The 21,206-nt window shown below is 58.9% G+C and carries 22 protein-coding genes; 13 read left to right on the top strand and 9 right to left on the bottom strand.

What is annotated here, in order from left to right; all coding sequences use genetic code 11:
- Positions 1-260: 260 nt before the first annotated feature.
- Positions 261-2,534 (bottom strand): phosphoenolpyruvate--protein phosphotransferase, encoded by a 2,274-nt coding sequence (gene ptsP, locus F1529_RS06320; RefSeq protein WP_007149409.1) that lies wholly within the window; start codon positions 2,532-2,534, stop codon positions 261-263.
- Entirely contained in the window at positions 2,527-3,072 is a 546-nt protein-coding gene (locus F1529_RS06315; protein WP_007151415.1) for an RNA pyrophosphohydrolase, read from the bottom strand. The genes ptsP and F1529_RS06315 overlap by 8 nt, the downstream gene beginning before the upstream one ends.
- A gap of 192 nt (positions 3,073-3,264) precedes the next feature.
- Between F1529_RS06315 and F1529_RS06310 the strand changes: the two genes are divergently transcribed.
- Positions 3,265-3,918: an HAD family phosphatase gene (locus F1529_RS06310; protein ID WP_007149961.1), complete on the top strand. Its 654-nt coding sequence runs from the start codon at positions 3,265-3,267 to the stop codon at positions 3,916-3,918.
- 12 nt (positions 3,919-3,930) lie between these two features.
- A complete protein-coding gene (locus F1529_RS06305) occupies positions 3,931-4,872 on the top strand; it encodes an imelysin family protein (protein WP_155133031.1) in 942 nt (313 codons plus the stop codon).
- A 201-nt stretch (positions 4,873-5,073) separates the two neighbouring features.
- On the opposite strand, the gene F1529_RS06300 is transcribed toward F1529_RS06305, so the two are convergent.
- Complete coding sequence (locus tag F1529_RS06300) at positions 5,074-5,673, bottom strand: hypothetical protein (protein WP_007150345.1); 600 nt, start codon at positions 5,671-5,673, stop codon at positions 5,074-5,076.
- 226 nt (positions 5,674-5,899) lie between these two features.
- On the opposite strand from F1529_RS06300, the gene F1529_RS06295 reads away from it, so the two are divergent.
- The 9 genes from F1529_RS06295 to F1529_RS06255 all read left to right on the top strand — a co-directional run bounded on the left by F1529_RS06295 (position 5,900) and on the right by F1529_RS06255 (position 14,568).
- Complete coding sequence (locus F1529_RS06295) at positions 5,900-8,434, top strand: heavy metal translocating P-type ATPase (RefSeq protein WP_155133028.1); 2,535 nt, start codon at positions 5,900-5,902, stop codon at positions 8,432-8,434.
- On the top strand, positions 8,431-9,084 hold the full coding sequence (locus F1529_RS06290) for a class I SAM-dependent methyltransferase (protein ID WP_155133025.1): 654 nt from the start codon (positions 8,431-8,433) through the stop codon (positions 9,082-9,084). The genes F1529_RS06295 and F1529_RS06290 overlap by 4 nt, the downstream gene beginning before the upstream one ends.
- Complete coding sequence (locus tag F1529_RS06285) at positions 9,081-9,440, top strand: cupredoxin domain-containing protein (RefSeq protein ID WP_155133022.1); 360 nt, start codon at positions 9,081-9,083, stop codon at positions 9,438-9,440. The genes F1529_RS06290 and F1529_RS06285 overlap by 4 nt, the downstream gene beginning before the upstream one ends.
- Positions 9,441-9,493: 53 nt before the next feature.
- Entirely contained in the window at positions 9,494-9,991 is a 498-nt protein-coding gene (locus F1529_RS06280; RefSeq protein WP_290516635.1) for a DUF411 domain-containing protein, read from the top strand.
- 192 nt (positions 9,992-10,183) lie between these two features.
- A complete protein-coding gene (locus tag F1529_RS06275; protein ID WP_155133019.1) occupies positions 10,184-10,819 on the top strand; it encodes a LysE family translocator in 636 nt (211 codons plus the stop codon).
- A 33-nt stretch (positions 10,820-10,852) separates the two neighbouring features.
- On the top strand, positions 10,853-11,254 hold the full coding sequence (locus F1529_RS06270) for a hypothetical protein (protein ID WP_230457728.1): 402 nt from the start codon (positions 10,853-10,855) through the stop codon (positions 11,252-11,254).
- A 35-nt stretch (positions 11,255-11,289) separates the two neighbouring features.
- Entirely contained in the window at positions 11,290-13,227 is a 1,938-nt protein-coding gene (locus F1529_RS06265) for a copper resistance system multicopper oxidase (protein WP_155133016.1), read from the top strand.
- Positions 13,224-13,958 (top strand): copper resistance protein B, encoded by a 735-nt coding sequence (locus F1529_RS06260; protein WP_155133013.1) that lies wholly within the window; start codon positions 13,224-13,226, stop codon positions 13,956-13,958. Before F1529_RS06265 ends, F1529_RS06260 begins: the two co-directional genes overlap by 4 nt.
- Before the next feature lie 169 nt (positions 13,959-14,127).
- A complete protein-coding gene (locus F1529_RS06255; protein ID WP_370456965.1) occupies positions 14,128-14,568 on the top strand; it encodes a cytochrome c in 441 nt (146 codons plus the stop codon).
- A 62-nt stretch (positions 14,569-14,630) separates the two neighbouring features.
- On the opposite strand, the gene can is transcribed toward F1529_RS06255, so the two are convergent.
- Positions 14,631-15,278 carry a carbonate dehydratase gene (gene can, locus F1529_RS06250; protein ID WP_007149238.1) on the bottom strand — a complete coding sequence of 216 codons (648 nt, stop codon included), beginning with the start codon at positions 15,276-15,278 and terminating at the stop codon, positions 14,631-14,633.
- A 54-nt stretch (positions 15,279-15,332) separates the two neighbouring features.
- Positions 15,333-16,346 (bottom strand): GTP 3',8-cyclase MoaA, encoded by a 1,014-nt coding sequence (gene moaA / locus F1529_RS06245; RefSeq protein ID WP_007148787.1) that lies wholly within the window; start codon positions 16,344-16,346, stop codon positions 15,333-15,335.
- A gap of 203 nt (positions 16,347-16,549) precedes the next feature.
- On the opposite strand from moaA, the gene F1529_RS06240 reads away from it, so the two are divergent.
- Both F1529_RS06240 and murI read left to right on the top strand, forming a co-directional pair.
- A complete protein-coding gene (locus F1529_RS06240) occupies positions 16,550-17,038 on the top strand; it encodes a peptidylprolyl isomerase (protein ID WP_007150330.1) in 489 nt (162 codons plus the stop codon).
- 158 nt (positions 17,039-17,196) lie between these two features.
- Positions 17,197-17,988: a glutamate racemase gene (gene murI / locus F1529_RS06235; protein ID WP_155133010.1), complete on the top strand. Its 792-nt coding sequence runs from the start codon at positions 17,197-17,199 to the stop codon at positions 17,986-17,988.
- A gap of 16 nt (positions 17,989-18,004) precedes the next feature.
- On the opposite strand, the gene F1529_RS06230 is transcribed toward murI, so the two are convergent.
- The 4 genes from F1529_RS06230 to F1529_RS17780 form a co-directional block, all read right to left on the bottom strand.
- Complete coding sequence (locus tag F1529_RS06230) at positions 18,005-19,183, bottom strand: DUF1254 domain-containing protein (RefSeq protein WP_155133007.1); 1,179 nt, start codon at positions 19,181-19,183, stop codon at positions 18,005-18,007.
- 96 nt (positions 19,184-19,279) lie between these two features.
- Positions 19,280-20,071 carry a hypothetical protein gene (locus tag F1529_RS06225; protein WP_155133004.1) on the bottom strand — a complete coding sequence of 264 codons (792 nt, stop codon included), beginning with the start codon at positions 20,069-20,071 and terminating at the stop codon, positions 19,280-19,282.
- Between the two features lie 57 nt (positions 20,072-20,128).
- A complete protein-coding gene (locus F1529_RS06220) occupies positions 20,129-20,797 on the bottom strand; it encodes a class I SAM-dependent methyltransferase (RefSeq protein WP_155133001.1) in 669 nt (222 codons plus the stop codon).
- 247 nt (positions 20,798-21,044) lie between these two features.
- Positions 21,045-21,206, bottom strand: coding sequence for a DUF1214 domain-containing protein (locus F1529_RS17780; RefSeq protein ID WP_370457069.1), 162 nt, complete (start codon positions 21,204-21,206; stop codon positions 21,045-21,047).

The following is a 21,206-nucleotide window of genomic DNA, read 5'->3' as shown; positions in this document are numbered from 1 at the left end:
CGATAAGTTTTTTATTTGCTTCATCACGTATTAGAGTGAATAACACGCTTCATGCCGTCTTATGCTTTTATCGCGAATACCCAGCACTTTGCAGAGAACATGGCGGCCAAGGTTTTCAGATTTTGAAGTCACCGTCCGGCGTCGGGCATCCGGCGTCCAGCCGTTGCCAGGGAGGGATAATGAGACAAGTCCTGAAGCCGACGTATCACTCAAGTCCACGATGAACCTTTTATTTTTAACACCGACACGCTCGGTGTGTGTCAGGACAATACCTTACGATTTCGCAACAGGTCACCCAGCCCGGCCTTGGTGAGCTGCAAGTCCACGTAAGAGGCGATCACTTCACCGTTATCCATGGCCAGCACTTCATTGAGAAGACGGCGAACAAAGCTGATATTCACCTGACGAATAGCGGCTTTTACCTTTAACAGGTTAGACGCATTCATGGAGAGCACATCCACGCCCATGGCCATCAATAGCAGGGCCGCACTGGGCTCCCCTGCCATCTCGCCACAGACCGACACCGGCGTGTCTTCCTCGCGAGCCTGCTCCACCACGTGCAGCAGCGCATGCAGCACCGCCGGGTGATAGGAGTTATAAAGCGCCGCCACCTGGCGATTGTTACGGTCCACCGCGAGCAGATACTGGGTGAGATCATTGGTGCCGACGGAAAGAAAATCCACCCGCTGAGCCAGTGCCCGGGCCTGATATACCGACGCCGGCACTTCGATCATCACGCCCACCGGCGGCATGGACACATCCAGCCCTTCATCACGCACTTCCAGCCAGGCACGGTGAATCAGGTGCTGCGCTTCTTCCGCCTCGATCACGCTGGTGATCATGGGCAACATTATGCGCAGATTATTCAGCCCCTCGCTGGCCTTGATCATGGCGCGCACCTGCACCATGAAAATTTCCGGGTGGTCCAGGGTGACACGAATACCGCGCCAGCCCAGGAAGGGGTTTTCATCTTCAATAGGGAAATAGCTCAGGGATTTATCGCCGCCGATATCCAGGGTGCGCATGGTCACCGAATGCGGAGCAAATGCCGCCAGCTGCTCGCGGTAAATCACCCGCTGCTCTTCTTCCGACGGGAAACGGTCGCGGACCATAAACGGAATTTCCGTCCGGTACAGGCCCACCCCTTCGGCACCCCGCTCCAGTGACCGGTTGATATCGGTCATCAGCCCGGTGTTCACCTGTAATTTGATCCGCGAGCCATCGAGTGTTTCCGCAGGCTCATCGCGCAGCTTTTCCAGGCCGGCCTGAAGACTCTCTTCCTCGGCAATAATTTCCTGGAACTGCAGTTTCAGTTCCGGCGAGGCATTGGCCACCACCCGGCCCCGGAAACCATCGACAATGATTTCCTTGTCGTCCATTTGCTTGAGGGGCAAATTCTGTGCGCCCACGACGGTGGGAATACCCATGGCACGGGCCACAATGGCCATGTGCGAATTCCGTGAGCCACGGGTAGTAACAATGCCGCGGACCCGCTCACGGGGCACTTCCATCAGCATGGGCGCGGAAATATCTTCGCCGAGTAAAATACATTCGTCGGGAAAGATGACATGACGCCGGGTCTGGCTCTGCAGCTGGGCCAGCACCCGGCGCCCCAGATCACGCACATCCGCCGCCCGCTCACGCAGGTAGGGGTCATCCATCATTTCGAAATTACGCACATGGGCGTCGACCACCGTGCGCAAGGCGCCCTGGGCCCACTGCCCTTCGCGGATCTGGGCGATCACTTCCGCCGGCAGGGCGTGGCGATCCAGCATGCGCAGATAGACATCAAACAACGCTTGCTCTTCAGCCCCCAGCGAGCGAGAGGCCCGCTCGGCCAAATCACGGATTTCCTGACGCACGCGCACCAGCGCATCGTCCAGCCGGGAAATTTCGTCACTCACATCAGCAACGGCCCGATCCGGCACGGAGGCCAGGTCCGCTTCCGGAAACAGCAACACGCCATGGCCAATGGCCGCCCCGGGGCAACCGGGCAGGCCGTCATAGAAACTGGGCAGATCGCCGCTGCCACCCAACTGGTCGAACAACACACCCGAGGCATGGGCATGGGCAATGACCGCCGACAGCTGGGCGGAGATCGTCACCAGAAAGGCTTCTTCGCTCTGATCGAAACGGCGTACATCGCGCTGCTGGACCACCATGACGCCCAGCACCTTGCCGTGGTGCATCACCGGCACACCCAGGAAAGCATGGAAGGCATCTTCCCCGGTTTCTGCCAGATAATGGAATTTGGGGTGGGTAAAGGCGTCTTCCAGATTGATGGGTTCTTCGCGCAGGCCCACCTGCCCCACCAACCCCTCCGACAGGCCCAGACTCACCTTACCCACGGCTTCCTGCTTCAACCCTTCCGAGGCCATCAGCATATAGCGCTGCTCTTCCTCGTCGCGCAGATAGATGGAGCACACTTCCGTGCCCATGGCATCGCGTACCCGCTTGGCCATCAAATCCAGCGCGCTGGGGATGTCCGCCGCGTTGTTCACTTCCTGAACAATACGCCGCAGGGTCTCAAGCATCGGACGAGTCTCCAGATGTAGACGGGGTTGGGGAACGCGCGCCTGGCGCCCCTTTCTTCAGGGCCGGGGCCAATTCACGCAAGGCGCGGGCGTATACCCCGCGCTTGAAATGCACCACCTTGCGAATCGGATACCAGTAATTGACCCAGCGCCAGTCCTTGAACTCCGGACTATCGCTGGCGAACAGGTCAATAGCCTGCTCCTCCGCCGTCAGCTGCAACAAAAACCATTTCTGCCGCTGGCCAATGCAATGCGGGCGATTACGGGGGCGGCGCAAAAACCGGCGGGGCAGGCGATAGGTCAGCCAGCCTTCGGTGCTGGCAATAATGTCCACATGCTCCGGCAGCAGGCCCACCTCTTCTTCCAGCTCGCGAAACAGCGTTTCTTCCGGAGTCTCCCCCGGCATCATGCCGCCCTGCGGAAATTGCCAGGCATCACGGTTGCCCACCCGGCGACCCCAAAATACCCGGCCATCCTGGCCGGCAATAATGATCCCGACATTCAGCCGGAACCCTTTGTCATCAATAATGCCTGTCATGTTGTCTCTTCGAATCCACGCGCAATCGTGAACTCTGGCTCCTTGTCAGCCCATTAAACCTTGCCGGGCAACCTGCGATCAATGCACAACCGTGCAACAAACGCACCAAAACAAACCTGGAGCGCGATGAATCCACCGGTATGACTTGTCATCCGCTTCGCATAAAATGGCCCCTTCACGTAAGGAGAGGCCATGACGCTCGCGATTTTCGACCTGGACAACACCCTTATCGGCTGCGATTCCGACCACCTGTGGGGAGACTGGCTGGTAGAGAAAGGCATTGTTGACCAGCAGCTCTACAAGGAAACCAACGACCAGTTTTACGTGGATTACCAGAATGGCCGCCTCGACATCATGGCCTACCTGCGCTTTTCCCTGAAGGTACTGGCTGATAACGACATGGCCCAGCTGCATTTCTGGCGCGAACAGTTCCTGGCAGAAAAGCTCGACAGCATGTGGCTGCCCAAGGCCGAAGCCCTGCTGCAAAAGCACCGTGACCAGGGCCACACCCTGATGATCATTACCGCCACCAATGACTTTGTGACCGCCCCCCTGGCGGATCGCCTTGGCGTGGATCACCTGATTGCCACCGTCGCAGAATGTCGCCGCGAGCGCTATACCGGCGACGTGGCCGGCACGCCCAGCTACCGCGAGGGTAAAGTGGAGCGGCTGGCCGAATGGCTGAACGCCAACGATGAAACCCTGGAGAACAGCTGGTTCTACAGCGACTCCCACAACGATCTGCCATTGCTGCGTAAAGTAGACAACCCGGTCGCCGTGGACCCGGACAGCGCCCTTGAGCGCGAAGCCCGGGAACAGGGCTGGCCCGTGATCAGCCTGCGCTAACCGGAATTGTTTATGCGTTTTTTCCTTATGGCATTACTGGCAGGCCTGTTACTGGCCTGCGACAGCGGCAGTAAAGACGACACCCAGGCCGCTCCCGGGCCTGCCAGTGCCCACACCCTGACAGACATTCCCGCCGCAGAGTGGCAGCAGCAGGCCGACGAGCGTTTCACGGCCGCCGCAACGGCATGGCAACAGGCGCTGACCCGGTTCGAGCAAAGCCCCAATGCCGACAACCTGGCCGCACTACGCGATGCCCTGGCGCAGTGGTACCAGCGTTTTGCCAACCAGTACCTGCTGCTGGCCAGCCGTGCCTGCCAGCAGGACGGCAGCGCCAACCGGCAGGCGATTCTGTCACGGCTGGACAGCTGGCCGCTGTACCCCGGCTATCTGGATGCCCTGCCCGAGTGGCCGGAATCCGGGCTGATCAGTGATCCGTACCTGGAGCTGACCCGCCAGAACCTGCGCCGCCAACACGGCGCCACCGACCCGGCGGAAGCCAGTCTCGGTTTTGCCGCCCTGGCCGTGGCACTCAACGGCACCACCGACACCCCCAAAGCACTGGCAGCGTTCACGGGAGAGGAGGACACCCCCGCCCGCCGTCGCCAATACCTGAAACTGGCGGGCGAACAACTGCTGGCGGACCATCAACAGCTGTCACTGAGCCGTCCCCTGAACGAGCTGGCACTGCAATGCGGCCTGATGGAGACCCTGGCGCACTGGCAGCAACTGACCGACCCGGCCAGTGAGCAGGAAGACGGGCTGCTGATCCCCGCACTGAGCACCACCGTTAATAAAACCGAGCTGCTCAACGCCGTACAGACCATGGACCCTGCGGTCCTCGCCCGCTGGGACCAGATCAACCCCGGCATTGCCGGCTCAATCAAGCAAAGCGAAGAGAAAGGCTGGGCCCCGATTAAAGCCTGGCTCACCACAGTGAGCATCACCCGCCGGTAAGCTGGCGCCGGCAAGGGCAGCTCGAATTTACCCAAGGGCACAGAGAGCCTGAAAGGCGTAATCCGACATTATTCGGCTTAAGGTCTTGCGCCCCTGGCTAACGTCGACCCAAGAAGGCGGACAAGCAGGGCCATACGCCAAACACAAAAAAGCCCCGCCGGGCTCTCACCCGGCGGGGCTTTTTACTTCCAGACAAACGCCTTAGAAGTTGTAGCGACCGAAGACGCCGTAGGTATCACGATCACCACCAACGATGACGCGCGCACCCAGATCCACCGCCTGGCTCACCTTGAACAGACCCTGGCCATAAACACCCAGATCATCATCGTAGAGGTCCTGGTAGGCCAGACCACCGGACAGTTCCAGTTTTTCGGTAGTGGCATGACGCACACCACCACGCACCTCGAAACCGATCTCATCGTCGTTGTTGCCCGGATCATAATCACGATCATCGTAAATAATGTCGGCGCTGGTGACGAAATCCAGACCGCGCTGCAGCGGGGTGTGGAAACCGATACCACCAGAAATTTGGCTACCGTCGAGATCGCCATTGCGGCCATAGTCCCCATCAAAGAAACCCAGGCTGCCGCGCAGGAACAGGTGCTCGTCCAAAGCAAATGACCCTTCCGCACTCAGCGAATCGACATCCACATCATTATCCAGGTCCCAGCGATCGTAGGCCAGCTGACCGTAGCTGTAAGAAAAACCGTTATCACGCACGGCAGTGGTTTGTTGTGCTGCCAAGGCCGGGGCGGAAACCGCCAGAGCAATACCTGACACAAGCAATGTTTTCTTAAACATAAATCGTCCTCACTGATATCGAAAAATTCGGCATCCAAGATGGCCACACTATGTGGTCTTATTGAGCGCTCTGCATTGTGATGGTTCCGTTTTTATGACGTTTTTATAAAAATTTTCAATGTAGCCAGCAATTTATAGCATGGGTGTTGACCTTGGGGTTACCCGCAGGTTTAACAATGTATGCTGAAATATCCCTTTGGCATCAGATTGCTTCACAGGAGCCACCATGCCGACGCAAACGCGCACCCAGACCCTGCCCATCAGCGGCGCCACCTGCCAGGGATGCAGCCGCACCATCACCACCGCGCTGGAATCGATTAGCGGCGTGGAAAGTGTGGTCGTGGACCTTTCATCCCAGCAGGTGTCCGTGACCGGCAACGCTTCCAGAAGCACGCTTCAGGACGCACTGGTGCAGGCGGGTTACGACGCCGACGACGATTCGCACGCCCCACCCGCACACGGCCACGACAAAGCGAATGAACCAAACACCACAGCCGCGCAATCCGTGCAACTGAGCATCAGCGGGGCGACCTGCGCCTCCTGTGTGCGCACCATCGAAAGCGCTCTGCGCAACACCCCCGGCGTGGACAACGCGGACATGAATTTTGCCGACCGCACCGCCCAAGTTACCGGTACCGCCAGCACCCGCGCGCTGATTAACGCCGTGAGCGATGCCGGTTATGGAGCCGAGCTTCTCGATAACAGCGCAGACCAACAGGAACAGCAGGAGGCCCGCGAACAGGCCCACTACCACACCCTTCTTCGCCACATGGGGCTGGGGCTTGGCCTGGGTGTCCCGTTGATGGCCTGGGGCCTGCTGGGTGGCGACATGATGGTCCGCGCCGGGCAAACCAGTCAGTGGATCTGGCTGGGTATCGGCCTGCTTACCCTGGCGGTGCTGGCCACCGCCGGGCGCCACTTTTTTGTCGGCGCCTGGAAGGCGTTCCGTAACCACAACGCCAACATGGACACCCTCATTGCACTGGGCACCGGCGCCGCCTGGCTCTATTCCATGGTGGTCGTCCTGCTGCCCGGCGCACTGCCGGAAGCGGCCCGGCATGTGTATTTCGAAGCCAGCGCCATGATCATCGGCCTGATCAATCTTGGCCAGGCCCTGGAAGTGCGCGCCCGCGGCAAAACCAGTGCGGCGGTGAAACGGCTGCTGGATCTGGGCGCCAAAACCGCACGGGTTGTCCGTGAAGGCCCGAATCAGGAAAAAACGGAACAGGATATCCCGGTAGAACAGGTCCAAACCGGCGACATTCTGCGCGTTCGGCCCGGCGAAAAGATCGCCGTGGACGGCACCGTGAAAGAAGGCGAGAGCCGCATTGATGAATCCATGCTCACCGGCGAGCCCATGCCAGTGAACAAGAGCACAGGCGATACCGTCAGTGCCGGCACACTTAACGAAGGCGGCACGCTACTCTACGCGGCCACCGCCGTGGGCAAGGACACCGCCCTTTCACAAATTGTCGCACTGGTGAAAAAAGCCCAGGGCAGCAAGCCACCGATTGGCCGCCTTGCCGATCAGGTGTCAGCGATTTTTGTTCCCACCATCATGTTGATCGCCATTGCCGCTGCGCTGGTGTGGTTCAACGTGGGCCCGGAGCCACGCCTGACGCATATGCTGATCAGTGCCACCACCGTGCTGATCATCGCCTGCCCCTGTGCCCTCGGCCTGGCCACGCCCATGTCCGTGATGGTGGGTGTCGGCAAGGCCGCCGAGAACGGCATTCTGATTCGTCAGGGCGAAGCCCTGCAGACCAGCAGCCAGCTGGACACCATCGTCCTCGACAAGACCGGCACCATCACCGAAGGTAAGCCTGCCGTCACCGATATCATCTGCGCAGAGGGGCAACAGGAAGACACCGTGCTCAAACTTGCGGCCAGCCTGGAAAGCGGCTCTGAGCACCCCCTGGCCACGGCGATTCTCAACGAGAGCAAACAGCGAGAAGTATCGCTGGACGACGTCACTCAATTCCAGGCCCTGAACGGCAAGGGAGTCACTGCCACCCTCAATGGCAAGACGTATCGACTGGGCAATCGCCGCTGGCTGGAGAATGAAGGGGTGAACATCAACCTCGACAGCACATCCCTCACCGACAAAGGCGCCACGCCACTGTTCTTGTCGGAGCAGCAAACCCTGCTCGGCATCATCGGTGTCGCGGATCGCATTAAAGACGACTCCAAAGCCGCTATCACCCGGCTTAAGGAACAGGGACTCAAGGTCATCATGATTACCGGCGACATTACCGCCAGTGCCAACGCCATTGCCGAACAGGCTGGCGTGGATGAAGTGATGGCGGAAGTGCTGCCGGAAGACAAGGCAAAAAAAGTGGCCGCCCTGCAGAAAGAAGGCCGCACCGTGGCCATGGTCGGCGATGGCATTAACGATGCCCCTGCTCTGGCCCAGGCCGATGTGGGCTTTGCCATTGGCACCGGCACCGACGTGGCCATCGAATCCGCTGCCATCACCTTGATGGGGGGCTCATTGCACGGCGTGGCCGATGCTATGGCCATTTCCTCGGCCACGGTGCGTAACATCAAACAGAACCTGTTTGGCGCCTTTGTTTATAACAGCCTGGGCGTGCCGGTGGCCGCCGGCATCCTCTATCCGCTCACCGGCAACTTGCTCAGCCCGGTGATCGCCGGCGCCGCCATGTCGCTTAGCTCGGTTACCGTAGTTACCAACGCCAACCGGTTGCGGTTTTTCAAACCCGGACATCGCAACGCAAAACCAGACAAAGAGAGCAACGCATGACCCCAGAACAACTGGCCGCACAACTGCGCCACCCCCAGGGCGAGGATGGCAACAAGGTGGCAGGCAACATGGATGACCGTAACAGCCCGGTGATTTTTGCCGCCTATGACGCGCTAGCCCCCGGGGACGGAGATCGCATTCTGGAAATCGGCCCCGGCGCCGCCGGCCACCTGCCCAACCTGTTGGGCCGGGCAGACAACCTGCACTACACCGGACTGGATGCGTCCCGCGACATGGTGCTGCTCGCCCGGGAACGCTACCTGGGCGAAACCCGCGCCGCCTTTATCCACGGCGAGCTGACGCAAGCACCGCTCGCCCCCACCAGCATGGACCGCATTGTCGCCGTAAACGTGGTTTACTTCTGGCAACCGCTGGCGCCGGCCCTGCAGGCCCTGTTTCTATTGCTGCGCCCCGGCGGCACCCTGGTGCTGGGTTTGCGTGATCATAACAGCATGGCCAGCCTGCCAGTGTTTCAGCACGGTTTTTCCACCTATCACGGGCCCGAGTTACAACAGGCCCTGGAACAGGCCGGCTTTACCGACGCCTCGCTGAGCACCTTCGCCGAAGACAGCGTCGATGTGCTCGGCGATACCATGCACAAACAATCGCTGATACTTACCGTTCGCAAACCCCGGGAGGCGACACCATGAGCCTTTTCGTCAATCTTGTCGGTCTTGTTTTGATGGCACTGGTGGTCTGGTGGTTCTGGCTATCGCACCGCAAAAGCACCGCACAGGCCGCCACACAGGAAGCCACCATCATTGTCGAAGACGGGGTCTACTCTCCGGCCTCCATTCGCGCCAACACCGGACAGTCCCTGACACTGCATTTCGATCGTCGCGATCCATCCCCCTGCGCCGAACAGGTAATCTTTCAGGGACTGGATACCAGTGCATTTCTGGAAACCGGAAAAACCACCACCCTGACACTGGATAACCTGCCCGCCGGGAAGCACCGCTTCACCTGCCAAATGCAGATGTATCAGGGCACACTGGTTGTAGACTGACCGCAACACGCAACACGCAACACGCAACACGCAAACAATGATGAGGACTTGCTGTGAAAAAAATACTGATTGTTTTAACTACCCTATTGATGACTGCCTGTGGCGAAGAAGTAACGACGCCGGCAGAAACCCCCTCTGCCAACCAACCGCCCGCCAAGGTGGCAGCCACCACCGACAAAGTACTGGAAGTGTATAAATCCCCCACCTGTGGCTGCTGCGGCGCCTGGGTTGAGCACATGGAAGCTAACGGTTACACCGCTAATGTCCACGAGCAGCAGAACCTGCAATCCATCAAGGAAAAAGCCGGCATCCTGCCCGGCACCGGGTCCTGCCATACGGCCTTTATCGACGGCTACGCCATTGAAGGCCATGTCCCCGCCAGCGACGTGGACCGCCTGCTGGAAGAACGCCCCGAAGGCAAAGGCCTCACCGTTCCCGGCATGCCCGCAGGCTCCCCCGGCATGGAAATGGGCGACCGCAAAGACGCCTACGACGTGCTGCTGTTCGATGAAAATGGCACCGAGGTCTTCAGCCATCATCCGGGGAATTAAACAGCTGCGAGCGGCTAGCTACGAGTCGCGAGCAAGGACTGCGCTCAGTATGTGCCCACGCCTCCTGATCCCGGTCTATGCTTTTCTTTTTGTTTCTTCTGGCAGCTCGCAGCTAGTCGCTCGTGGCTATCTATCTTCAACCTGTCATGGCAACCCGCTAAAGTGTCTGCTTTGCGCGTAACGAGACCCTGAATGCTTCCCTTCCACGACTGGCTTTTGCTGGCCAGCATCTGTGCCCTGGGGGCCATGGCCCCCGGCATCAGCCTGGCGGTGGTGACCCGCCACACCCTACACGGAGGCCACCGGGCCGGCGCGATCGCAGGCGTGACCCACGCCCTTGGCATCGGCATCTGGGCTGCGGCCACCGTCACCGGCATGGCCATCCTGTTCCACCGCTACCCGGTACTGGAGCAGCTTTTTTCCATGGCCGGGGCCCTGTTCCTGTTGTGGATGGCCTGGAAAAGCTGGCAGGCGGGCCGGGCGCCGCTGCCCCCCGCCGATTCAGGCGAGCGCAGCAGCGTGCTTCACGGCGCCGCCTGGGACGGATTCATGGTGGCTTTCCTCAACCCCAAGGTGGCCCTGTTTTTCCTCGCCGTGTTCAGCCAGTTTCTTGAAGCGGACATGACCCACCTCGCCCGGGCCCAGATCGTACTCACCGCCATGTTTATCGATGGCGGCTGGTATGTGCTGGTGGCCATCCTGCTGGGACGCAGCCGCTTTCTGCCCTGGTTACGCGACCACCACCACTGGGTGGAGCGAGCCACCGCCGTGCTACTGGTGATCATCGCCGCCAGTGTGGTCATCAATTCACTGATCCGAACCGCTTGACCTTGGGGTTACCCCAAGGTCAATAATGCAAGTATGTCACGTGTATCGAGAAGACAATGCCGGGCGATGATCGCCACCTTGCTCGCCACCACCCTGATGGTGGTGAGCAGCTTGCTGTCTGCCAATACACTCACCATGGCCATGTCCACGGCTACCGACAGCCCCATGACTCCCTCCTCCATGACACACTGTCACCACTCTGCCGACACGCCCGACGGTGACATGACCGCCGGCCACGACATGGCGCAGATGCAGGCCTGCGAAGGCAGCGACAGCTGCCAATGCATCACCCTGTGCCAGATCACCGCTGCCAGTGACACTGCCTTCGTGGCAAATGCCTTTATCCCCTCGCCCCCCGGCACAAACTCCCTCATTACAACGATTCACGCCGGCATCCACCGCCTGCCGTTACGCCCACCGTCCCTGTCTGTTTGAGCTGATTTTTTTCTCAAACAAACAGGAGTATTCCAATGAAAACGCAATCGCAGATTTCCCTGCCACGACGTCGTTTCGTGCAGGGCCTGGCACTGGGTGCCGCCGGGCTGGGGCTTGGCCTCAACGCCCGTCAACTACTGGCCAGCCAGGGCCATACCGGCGCCCCGACCCTCACCGGTGATACTTTTCACCTGACGCTGGGCGGAACCGACGTCAATATCACCGGTAAGACCCGCCCGGCCACCACCATTAATGGCGGCATTCCCGGCCCGACCCTGCGCTGGAAAGAAGGTGACACCATCACCCTCAAGGTGACCAACCTGTTGCCTGAAACCAGCTCCATACACTGGCACGGCATTCTGCTGCCCTTCCAGATGGACGGCGTGCCGGGATTGTCCTTCGATGGCATCGCCCCCGGCGAAACCTTTACCTATCGCTTTACCGTGAAACAAAGTGGCACCTACTGGTATCACAGCCATTCCGGCTTTCAGGAACAAACCGGAATCTATGGCGCCATCGTGATTGACCCTCGCGAGGCGGCCACACACACCGAAGCGCGTTATCACGCGGACCGTGACGAAGTGATTCTGCTCTCTGACTGGAGCGATGAAGATCCTCAGCATATTTACGCCACACTGAAAAAACTCAGCCATTACTACAATTTCAATGAGCGCACCGTATTCGACACGCTGAGTGATTTCCGCAACAAAGGGGTGATCGAAACGCTCAAGGACCGGCAAATGTGGAACAGCATGCGCATGAGCCAGAGCGACCTGGCGGACGTGACCGGCTACACCTATACCTACCTGATGAACGGGCAAAGCCCCGCCAACAACTGGACCTGCCGATTCAAACCCGGCGAACGAATCCGCCTGCGCTTCATCAACGCCAGTGCCATGACCTTCTTCGACATTCGCATTCCCGGCCTCGACATGACCGTGGTCGCCATGGACGGCCAACCGGTAAACCCGGTGAATTTCCATGAATGCCGGCTGGGCGTGGCAGAAACCCTGGATGTGATCGTGGCCCCGAAAGCCGATCAGGCCTACACCCTGTTCGCCCAGAGCATCGACCGCAGTGGCTTCGTACGCGGTACGCTAACACCGGATGCCGCCCTCTCCGCTGCGGTGCCGGACATGGACGTGCCCCCGCCACTGGGTCACACCGAAATGGGCATGGGCGCCATAAACCATCAAGCGTCGGGTCATCACTCCATGGGGCATCAATCCATGAGTCATGGCGCCATGGACCATGACGGCATGAAAATGGGGGATATGAAACACCACGGCACATCCCCTGCCCGCCCGGTTCCCTTTGCCGTGGACAGCAACAACCCGGACCTGCCGCCACGCGACAGCGCCATCGAACATCCTGCCAGTGAATTTGGCCCCGGCGTCGACATGCGCGCCATGGCGCCCGGCGACATGCTGGCCGACCCCGGCATTGGCCTGCGTGACCGGCCCTGGAAAGTGCTCACCTATGCCGACATGGAAACCCTCGGCAGCACCCCCGATAACCCCATCGACAGCCTTCAAGCGGACCGGGAAATCGTGCTGCATCTGACCGGCAACATGGACCGGTACATGTGGAGTTTTAACGGCATCAAGTTTGCCGATTCCGTACCGCTGGAACTGTTCCACCACGAGCGGGTGCGCATCACCCTGGTGAACGACACCATGATGACCCATCCCATTCATTTGCACGGCCTATGGAGTGATCTGGAACTGGGTAACGGGAAACTGCTGCGCAAGCACACCGTCACCGTCAAACCCGGCGAAAAACTCAGCTACCTGGTGCGCGCCGATGCCCTCGGTCGCTGGGCCTATCACTGCCACCTGCTCTATCACATGGAGGCAGGCATGTTCCGGGAAGTGCGCGTCGTTGATGGCAGCAACACCCCTTCCATTCCAGATACACAGACACAGGGCATGCACGACACACATGGCAAAGATCATGGAGGGCACCGCTCATGAAAACATTGATGACGCTCCTGGCAGGCAGCATCACACTAGCGGCCACCTCGCCAGCCCTGGCCATGAATAAAAACGAACCGCGTTTTACCCGTGTCATCGTCGATCAGCTGGAAGTCCGTGACAGCGCTGAAGGCACCGTCATGGCCTGGGAAGCCAGCGGCTGGCATGGCGGCGACCTGAACAAGCTGTACTTCAGCACCGAAGGCGAACGGTTAATGGATCCGGAGCACGACGGTGAGGACGCCAGTACCGAGGGAGCAGAAACCCGCCTTGCCTGGAACCGGGCCTTTGCTCCCTTCTGGGACTGGCAGCTGGGCGTGCGACGAGACTGGCAACCGGACGATCCCAACCGGGACTGGGCCAGCATCGGTGTTCAGGGCGTCGCGCCCTACCTCTTCGAAGTGGACGCCAACCTGTTTATCGGCGAAGAGGGCCTGACCAACCTGCGCCTGGAAGCCGAGTACGAGTTGCTACTGACGCAAAAGTGGATACTGGTTCCGGAGATCGAAGCCAACCTCTATGGCAAGGACGACCCGGAACTGGGCATCGGCGACGGGCTTGCCAGCCTGGAAGCCGGCCTGCGCCTGCGCTATGAAATTCGCCGGGAAATTGCGCCCTATATCGGGGTCAACTGGGAAAAACAGTACGGCGACACGGCGGACATGACACGGGCAGCCGGCGGGAAAACGGAAGAAGGCACCGTTGTTGCCGGCATCCGTTTCTGGTTCTGATCTTGCCACGGATGTGCCCGGCCGCCATGGCCGGCGCATCCACCAATTCTTTCATTGTCAGGGAGAACACGATGAAAACCGTTAGCTCGCGCTGCTTGCCACCGCCATCATCGGCATCGCCATTGCCACAGGCAGCTACAATTTTGCGGCCGACGAACCGCACTGGAGCGTGACCGAGAAAATCATCGGTACCGCTCGCCACCGCTCCATTGACCTGCGTGCAAAACATATTCCGGTGCCCAACGACCTGCATGATCCGCAACGAATTGGTCGGGGCGCAGAGCACTACCAGGCCATGTGCGTGGGCTGCCACCTGGCGCCGGGAATCGAGGAGAGCGAACTGCGTGAGGGCATGTATCCGCAACCGCCAGCATTGGCGGAACACGGGATTCATGATCCGAAAGGCGCCTATTGGGTCATCAAGCACGGCATCAAAATGAGCGGCATGCCCGCTTGGGGAAAAAGCCACGACGAGCAAAGCCTGTGGGACATGGTGGCGTTACTCAGCGCCCTGCCCTCACTGAGCGAAAACGATTGGCAGGCACTACTGGACGACTCAGGCACAGCACCCGCCGGCCAGGGGCACGGCGGTGCAGGCCATCATCACTGAAAACCATCGTCAACGGTAACCGTGCCCTTGATCATTTCATTACAGCGACCAAGGGCACTCACCTAACCGGAGCAGTTGTCGTATTCGTCTGTTTCCAGGCTGCGCAGCTCGCCATTATTCTGAATCTGGATATCCAGGTCCCGCAGGTGTCCATCACCGATACCGTAAATCCAGCCGTGAATGGTCAACGGCTGATCGCGACGCCAGGCTTCCTGAACCACGGTGGTGTTGGACACATTGATGACCTGGCGAGCCACATTCAGCTCACACATTTTGTCCACCCGCGCCTGGTCATCCGGCAGCTCGGCCAGGTTCTTGCGATTACGCAGGTACAATTCGCGCACCTGCCGCAGCCAGTTGTCGATCAGGCCATGGGGCACATCTTCCATGGCCGCCTTGATACCACCACAACCGTAATGACCCACCACCATGATGTGCTTCACCTTCAAGACATCCACGGCGAATTGCAGCACTGACAGCAGATTCAGGTCAGTGTGGTTGACCAGGTTCGCCACATTGCGATGAACAAACAGCTCACCGGGCATCATGCCTACCACTTCGTTGGCTGGCACCCGGGAATCGGCACAACCGATCCACAGATATTCCGGGTTCTGCTGTTCACCCAGCGCCTTGAAGAAGCCGGGGTGGCGCTCTTCGATTTCGTGGCGCCATTTTTCATTGTTGGAAAACAGTTCAGGTAGGGATTTCATGGTCTCTCGCTTTTTTACGCAATCATGCTACACGCGGCACGCTAACACGCCGCCTTAACCACCAGTCATATTCATAAATCGTACCAATTGCTCACCCGGGGCCAGATTAAAGTCGTGCCGCTCGGGCTTGATGGCCATGGCATCAATGATCGCCTGGCGCAGGGGGGCGTCATCCGTGGGGTGCGCCCGCAGTACCGCACGCAGGTCCACACTGTGTTCGTGGCCCAAGCACAGAAGCATACGGCCTTCGGCGGTAATTCTCACCCGGTTACACAAATGGCAAAAGTTTTGTGAGTGAGGAGAAATAAACCCGATGCGGCTATCACTGCCCGGCACCTGCCAGTAACGGGATGGCCCGCCGGTTTTTTCTGCCATGGGCACCAGCGTCAGTCGCCGGGAGAGCTGGTCGCGCAGCGCCTCGGAGGAGACGAACTCCAACGCCCGGTCATGTTCGCTGATGGCCCCCAACGGCATTTCCTCGATAAAGGAGATATCCAGCCCCTTCTCAATAGCAAAATCCACCAGCGCCGGCACCTCATCCTGATTGCGCCCCCGCAGGATCACGCTGTTCAGCTTGATGCGGCGGAAGCCGGCATGGCGGGCCGCCTCGATCCCCGCCAGTACCTTGTGCAAATCGCCGGTGCGCGTGAGGGCGCGGAAGCGCTGCGGGTCCAGTGAATCCAGGCTGATATTGAGCCGATCCACCCCCGCCGCCTTCAGAGCCTGCGCGTGGCGGGGCAAGCCAGCGCCATTGGTGGTCATATTCAGTTCACGCAGGCCGTCAATGGCACCAATATCGTGCACTAACCGCGCCACATCCCGGCGCACCAGAGGCTCCCCACCGGTCAGGCGAATGCGCTTTACCCCCAGCTGCACCAGCACCCGTGCCAGCCGCCCCATCTCTTCCAGGGTCAGCACCTGGGCGCGGGGAACAAAGGTCATATCCTCCGCCATGCAGTACACACAGCGGAAATCACAGCGGTCCGTCACCGACAAGCGCACGTAATCAATGGTGCGCCCGAAGCGGTCCTGCAGTACCGGATTGTCAGTGGAAGCATCAGCATTCATGCCGGTACTGTAGCAAATGCGGGGCCAACCCGGACAATCAGCCCCCCTTACGCCTGTCGGGCCATCCCGGCTCCGGTTGGTCAGGCCCTTGCCGGTCTTGTTAGAATGTTCGCCGACCTGAATACAGGGCGCGATCAGGCCATGAAAAACGTCATGACCGCCACGCCTCTTATTCCGAATTCATCTACCCCTAAAGGGTTTCCATGCAAATTTCTGAAAATGCCGTAGTGTCCATCCACTACACCCTGACCAACAACGCCGGTGAAACCATCGATTCTTCCGTCGAGCGTGGCGAGCCCCTGGCGTACCTGCACGGCGCCGGCAACATCATTCCGGGCCTGGAAAACGCCCTGGTCGGCAAGGCCGCCGGCGACAAGCTGGACGTCACCGTGACTCCGGAAGAAGGCTACGGCGAGCGTCACGAGCAGCTGATTCAGCAAGTGCCGAAAACCGCCTTTGAAGGCAACGAAGACAACCTGCAGCCTGGCATGCAGTTCCAGGCGCAGACCGAAGCCGGTCAGCGCGTCTTCACCATCACCGCCGTTGAAGGCGATGAAGTGACCGTCGATGGCAACCACCCGCTGGCAGGTGAAACCCTGAACTTCGCCGTGGAAGTGACCGACGTGCGTGAAGCATCCGCCGAAGAAAAAGAGCACGGCCATGTACATGGTCCGGAAGGTCACGATCACTGATCGCTGACGGCTCGCAAGAAAAAGGCTCCTTCGGGAGCCTTTTTTTATGCCGTTTTGCGGCTGGCAACCTTCATTGACCACGCCTGGCGCTGGCGCACGCTCCTATACCTGTCCGTCTTGGTATATCCTTGGGCCTTCGTTTCCATCCGAATTGTCGTATGACCCACCCCGGCCCCATTGGCATTTTTGACTCCGGCATCGGCGGCCTGTCTATCGCCCGCCGTATTCGCGAGCTGCTGCCCAACGAAAACCTGCTCTACGTGGCGGACTCCATCCACGCGCCCTACGGGGAAAAATCCGAGCACTATATTCAGCAGCGCTCCGATGCCATTACCCGGTTTCTCATGGAAAACCAGGCAAAAGCCATTGTGGTCGCCTGTAATACCGCCACGGTCTCTGCCATCCGGCAACTGCGCGCCGATTACACCTTGCCCATCATCGGCGTCGAGCCAGGCATCAAACCGGCGGCCCTGCAAAGCAAGAGTGGCGTTATCGGGGTACTGGCCACCAGCCAGACGTTGAAGAGTGAGTCGTTCAACAACCTGAGCCGGCTGTTTTCGGAAAACGTGCGCGTGGAAATCCAGCCCTGTCCCGGGCTGGTTGAACAGATCGAAGCGCTGGAGCTGGACAGCGAAGCGACCCAAACCCTGGTCGCCCGCTATGTGCAGCCACTGATCCAGAAAGGGGCGGACCATATCGTCCTGGGCTGCACCCACTATGCGTTTCTGGCGCCGCTGATTCGCCGGGCAGCGGGTGCCCATGTGGAAGTGATAAATACCGATATGGCGGTAGCCCGCGAAACCGTGCGGCGACTGCAGATGCACAATTTGCTATCCGATAGCCCACAAGCAGGCAGTGCCACGTTCTGGAGCAGCGCCGAACCGTCCCTGGCTCACCGGCAGCTCTCAGAACTCTGGGGCGAACGCGTCACCGTCCACCCCATGCGCTAGGGCGCCTCAAACAACATCAGGAATCGACGGCAAGCACCTTGTTCTGGGTGGTGAAGTGCTTCCGGTATTCCACCATTTCCTCCACGGACACAGGCAGGTAGCAACGGAACAGGGCATTCCAGTTTTCCTTCACCTGGATGTTGTTCTTTACACCCTCTGCGCCGTTGAAATTGAGGGTAATAGAACCGTCGGCATTTTTCTCCGCCTTGTTACTGTTGGTATTGAAAGGCTCCGTCACCACCCAGCCTTTTTCATCGTAGATGGTGATCGACCAGTAACCCGAGTCCTCGTAACGCAAATTGGGCGGCATAAAGGTGACGCTGCTGGGCTCACCCTTTTTTGCGCCCTCATCACCGGGCAGCACCACAAAATAATAGGCGTGCTTGGCCGGCAGCCCCGCCCAGCCAGCCAGGTTGATCATCTGGTACTGCGGTGTCTTGATATCCTCGATGTCATCAATAAAGCCTTCTTCGATCACCCCTTCCGTTACCGCCCGGGTGATCAGTTCCCCCCGCAGTTTGTTGAAGGAATCCACATCATATTTCACTTCCGAGACATAGGGTTTTGCTGAACCGGCCTTGACCGTTACGGCATCCTGACGCTGGCGCATTTCCTCCATGCCTTTTTCATCATAACTGCGCGGCTGGGTGCGCATGAACAGGTAGACATGATCACCGTAGGACACATCACTCTTGTCCAGGGTCAACGTATCACCGGGATAAGCCACGCCGATGGTCACCGAGTTTTCATCCAGCACCTGAACCAGTTGCAGCAGGTCATACTCCGGAATCGTAATGGTCAGCCCATCAGAGATATCGAACACGCCGTAGGAATAGATGGCATCGAAGTTGGAGCGAATCACCGTCTGGTTTTCCAGATCAATGCCCTGGCGTTCATGGCGGAAAGTATTGGGGCCACTTTGCAGGGTTTCCGCCGCCAGGTATTTTGCAGTTTCTGCACGCACCACGTTTTCCATGGTAGCCATTTCACCGCCGCTGGCCTCAAAAGCCGGGCTGCTGGCCAGAGCCATGCCATTTTCACCCACGCCGGTATCCAGTGATGCCGCGTCAGCTCCCGACTGAGTCTTTGCGGCGTTTTCCGTTTTTTCTGTGGACTCTGCATCCCGGTCATTACAACCCACCAACCCCACAATCAGAAAAGCGATGGACAAACCGAAAACCGTTTTCATATTCATGTTCTGCTCCTTTTGCACAAAACCCTGATACTGGGCATCAGAACTGTTCGTAAGTGCGCCTGCTAAACCGCCTGCCTGTCAGGCCCCAGAAAACCCTCAGTCCAGAAATTGCATGTTGAAGCCGAGGAATATCTGCCACTCGGGCTGGCCCGGGCCTTCATCCGCCACGGAAAACTGGGGCTCGACGAAGACGTTATAGACCGTCTTGTCCTTCTTGATCACCTGGCCGATACCAAGCCCCAAGGGCATGCTGTAGTCGCCATCTTCAAGATCGAATACCCAGATCGGCGCCGAACGCAGGTACTTGCCACCGCCCAGCTGATACATGGCAAACGGCTGGAAGGCCGCCATGTTCACATCATCACGCGCATCATCACCGGCGAAGCTTTCTTGCCAGGTCAGCAGATAGCCGTACTGCAACTTGGGGGAATTCGCGTTGAACAGCACATTGGCAAAACCGGCAGACCATTTCTCGCTGCCGAGCTCGTCTTTCCCTGCCGTCGGTGCCGTTATCTGGGGGCCGATACCGAAACTCACTGCCGGGTTACCGGTATCAATCAGGTAAGCGGCAAACATATTCAGATCGCCGACACCGGTCTCCTTCTCCCCCCGTGGCGGCGTCGGGAAGGTATTGATCGGCAGAGACGCTCGCATGAGCCACTTGGAATCCCCCACCGAGAAAGGCTTGGCAAAACGCAGCCAGGCCTGATTGGCAGAGTCATCGGATTCCGTGAGCTCACCGATGTAGTAATCCTGAATATTGAAAGCCGTCATATTGGCCAGTGGATTATTGGCCTGGGCCGCGGCACTGGATCCCTCCTGTGCCGTGGCGGGAGCCGTCAGCGCAAGCAAGAGGCCACCCCCAATCACATTGATTTTCTTCAGCATATTCTTCTCCTTGAAACAAAATGACCAAGCCCTTTGTTCTGTGCACCCACCACCCTGTTATGGCAGCGTTTTTCTTACTCGACCGTGGAAAAGCCCCGCACAACCTTGCACCTCCACATGAACATCATCCAGGCGTGACGCCAGCGTTTCACGCAGGGCTACCACACTGTCATCCCGGTTGGAAAAAATACCCTTGGCGTTATACAGCGACATCAGCCCTTTGGCCGGCAAAGAACGGGATACATCCCCTTGCAACAGAGTGGCACCAAACACCCGTGCTCCAGGATTCAATAGCGGCAAAAGATGATCCAGTGCCACGACTTTTTCAGGCAAGCTGCCAGGCAGGCAATGGAACAACAGGTTCATGGCCAGGGAATCAAACCGCGGGCCGTCAAAATCAATGGGCGTCAGCACATTGCGTTGCAGCACATCAGGCTGATACCGGGCAACCCGGCGCGCGCAAAAGGCCAGGCTATCGGTGTTGAGATCCATCAACGCCAGACGCGGGGATGAAGAAGGGAAACGCACCTTGTCGAGGAAGTAACCGCTTCCCACTCCCACATCAAGATGGTTATCCGTGATATTGGCCTGATAATGGCCCAGAAGGCGAGACGCAGGGCAACGCCACAACCAGCGGCAGGAAACCCCCAGCACCGCCTTGTCATAAAGCGAAAGGGTAAAGGGGGTATACGCAGCCTGCCCGGCATGCACGGCGTCCTTGTGCATCAAATGCTCCTTGTTATGTTAAGTCGCCATAACGCGTCATCACATTGAAAGAACTACCATTCCCCCAATATGAGACCGCCGCCGTCATCTCAATCCCCGACGACGGCCCGGTTCCCAGTCTTGCCAAGCCATTTTACAAAGTAAAGAGCCTCACTCATAAAAAGAAACGGCGTTCACACCTGAAAAGACCCCGCCTTGTTTAACGACGCACATTGCCGCATGACGACTGCGCTATTCCGCCCATATTTCAATCTACATCCACAACTTCAAAATCCGGCAACTGGAAGGTCTTGTCAAAGAACGGTTGCAACGGCGCATAGAGGCGGAAGTAGACGAACCAGCCATCATCTCCGACAGTCTTGAGATAGTTGCTTTCCTTGCCTGCCGGGGCCTTGGCACCGACGTAGAT

This window comes from Alcanivorax sp. VBW004, from assembly GCF_009718865.1.
Classification (GTDB): Bacteria; Pseudomonadota; Gammaproteobacteria; order Pseudomonadales; family Alcanivoracaceae; genus Alcanivorax.
Note: the sequence above shows the minus strand (reverse complement) of the source record. Positions and strands in the feature narration are given on the sequence as shown.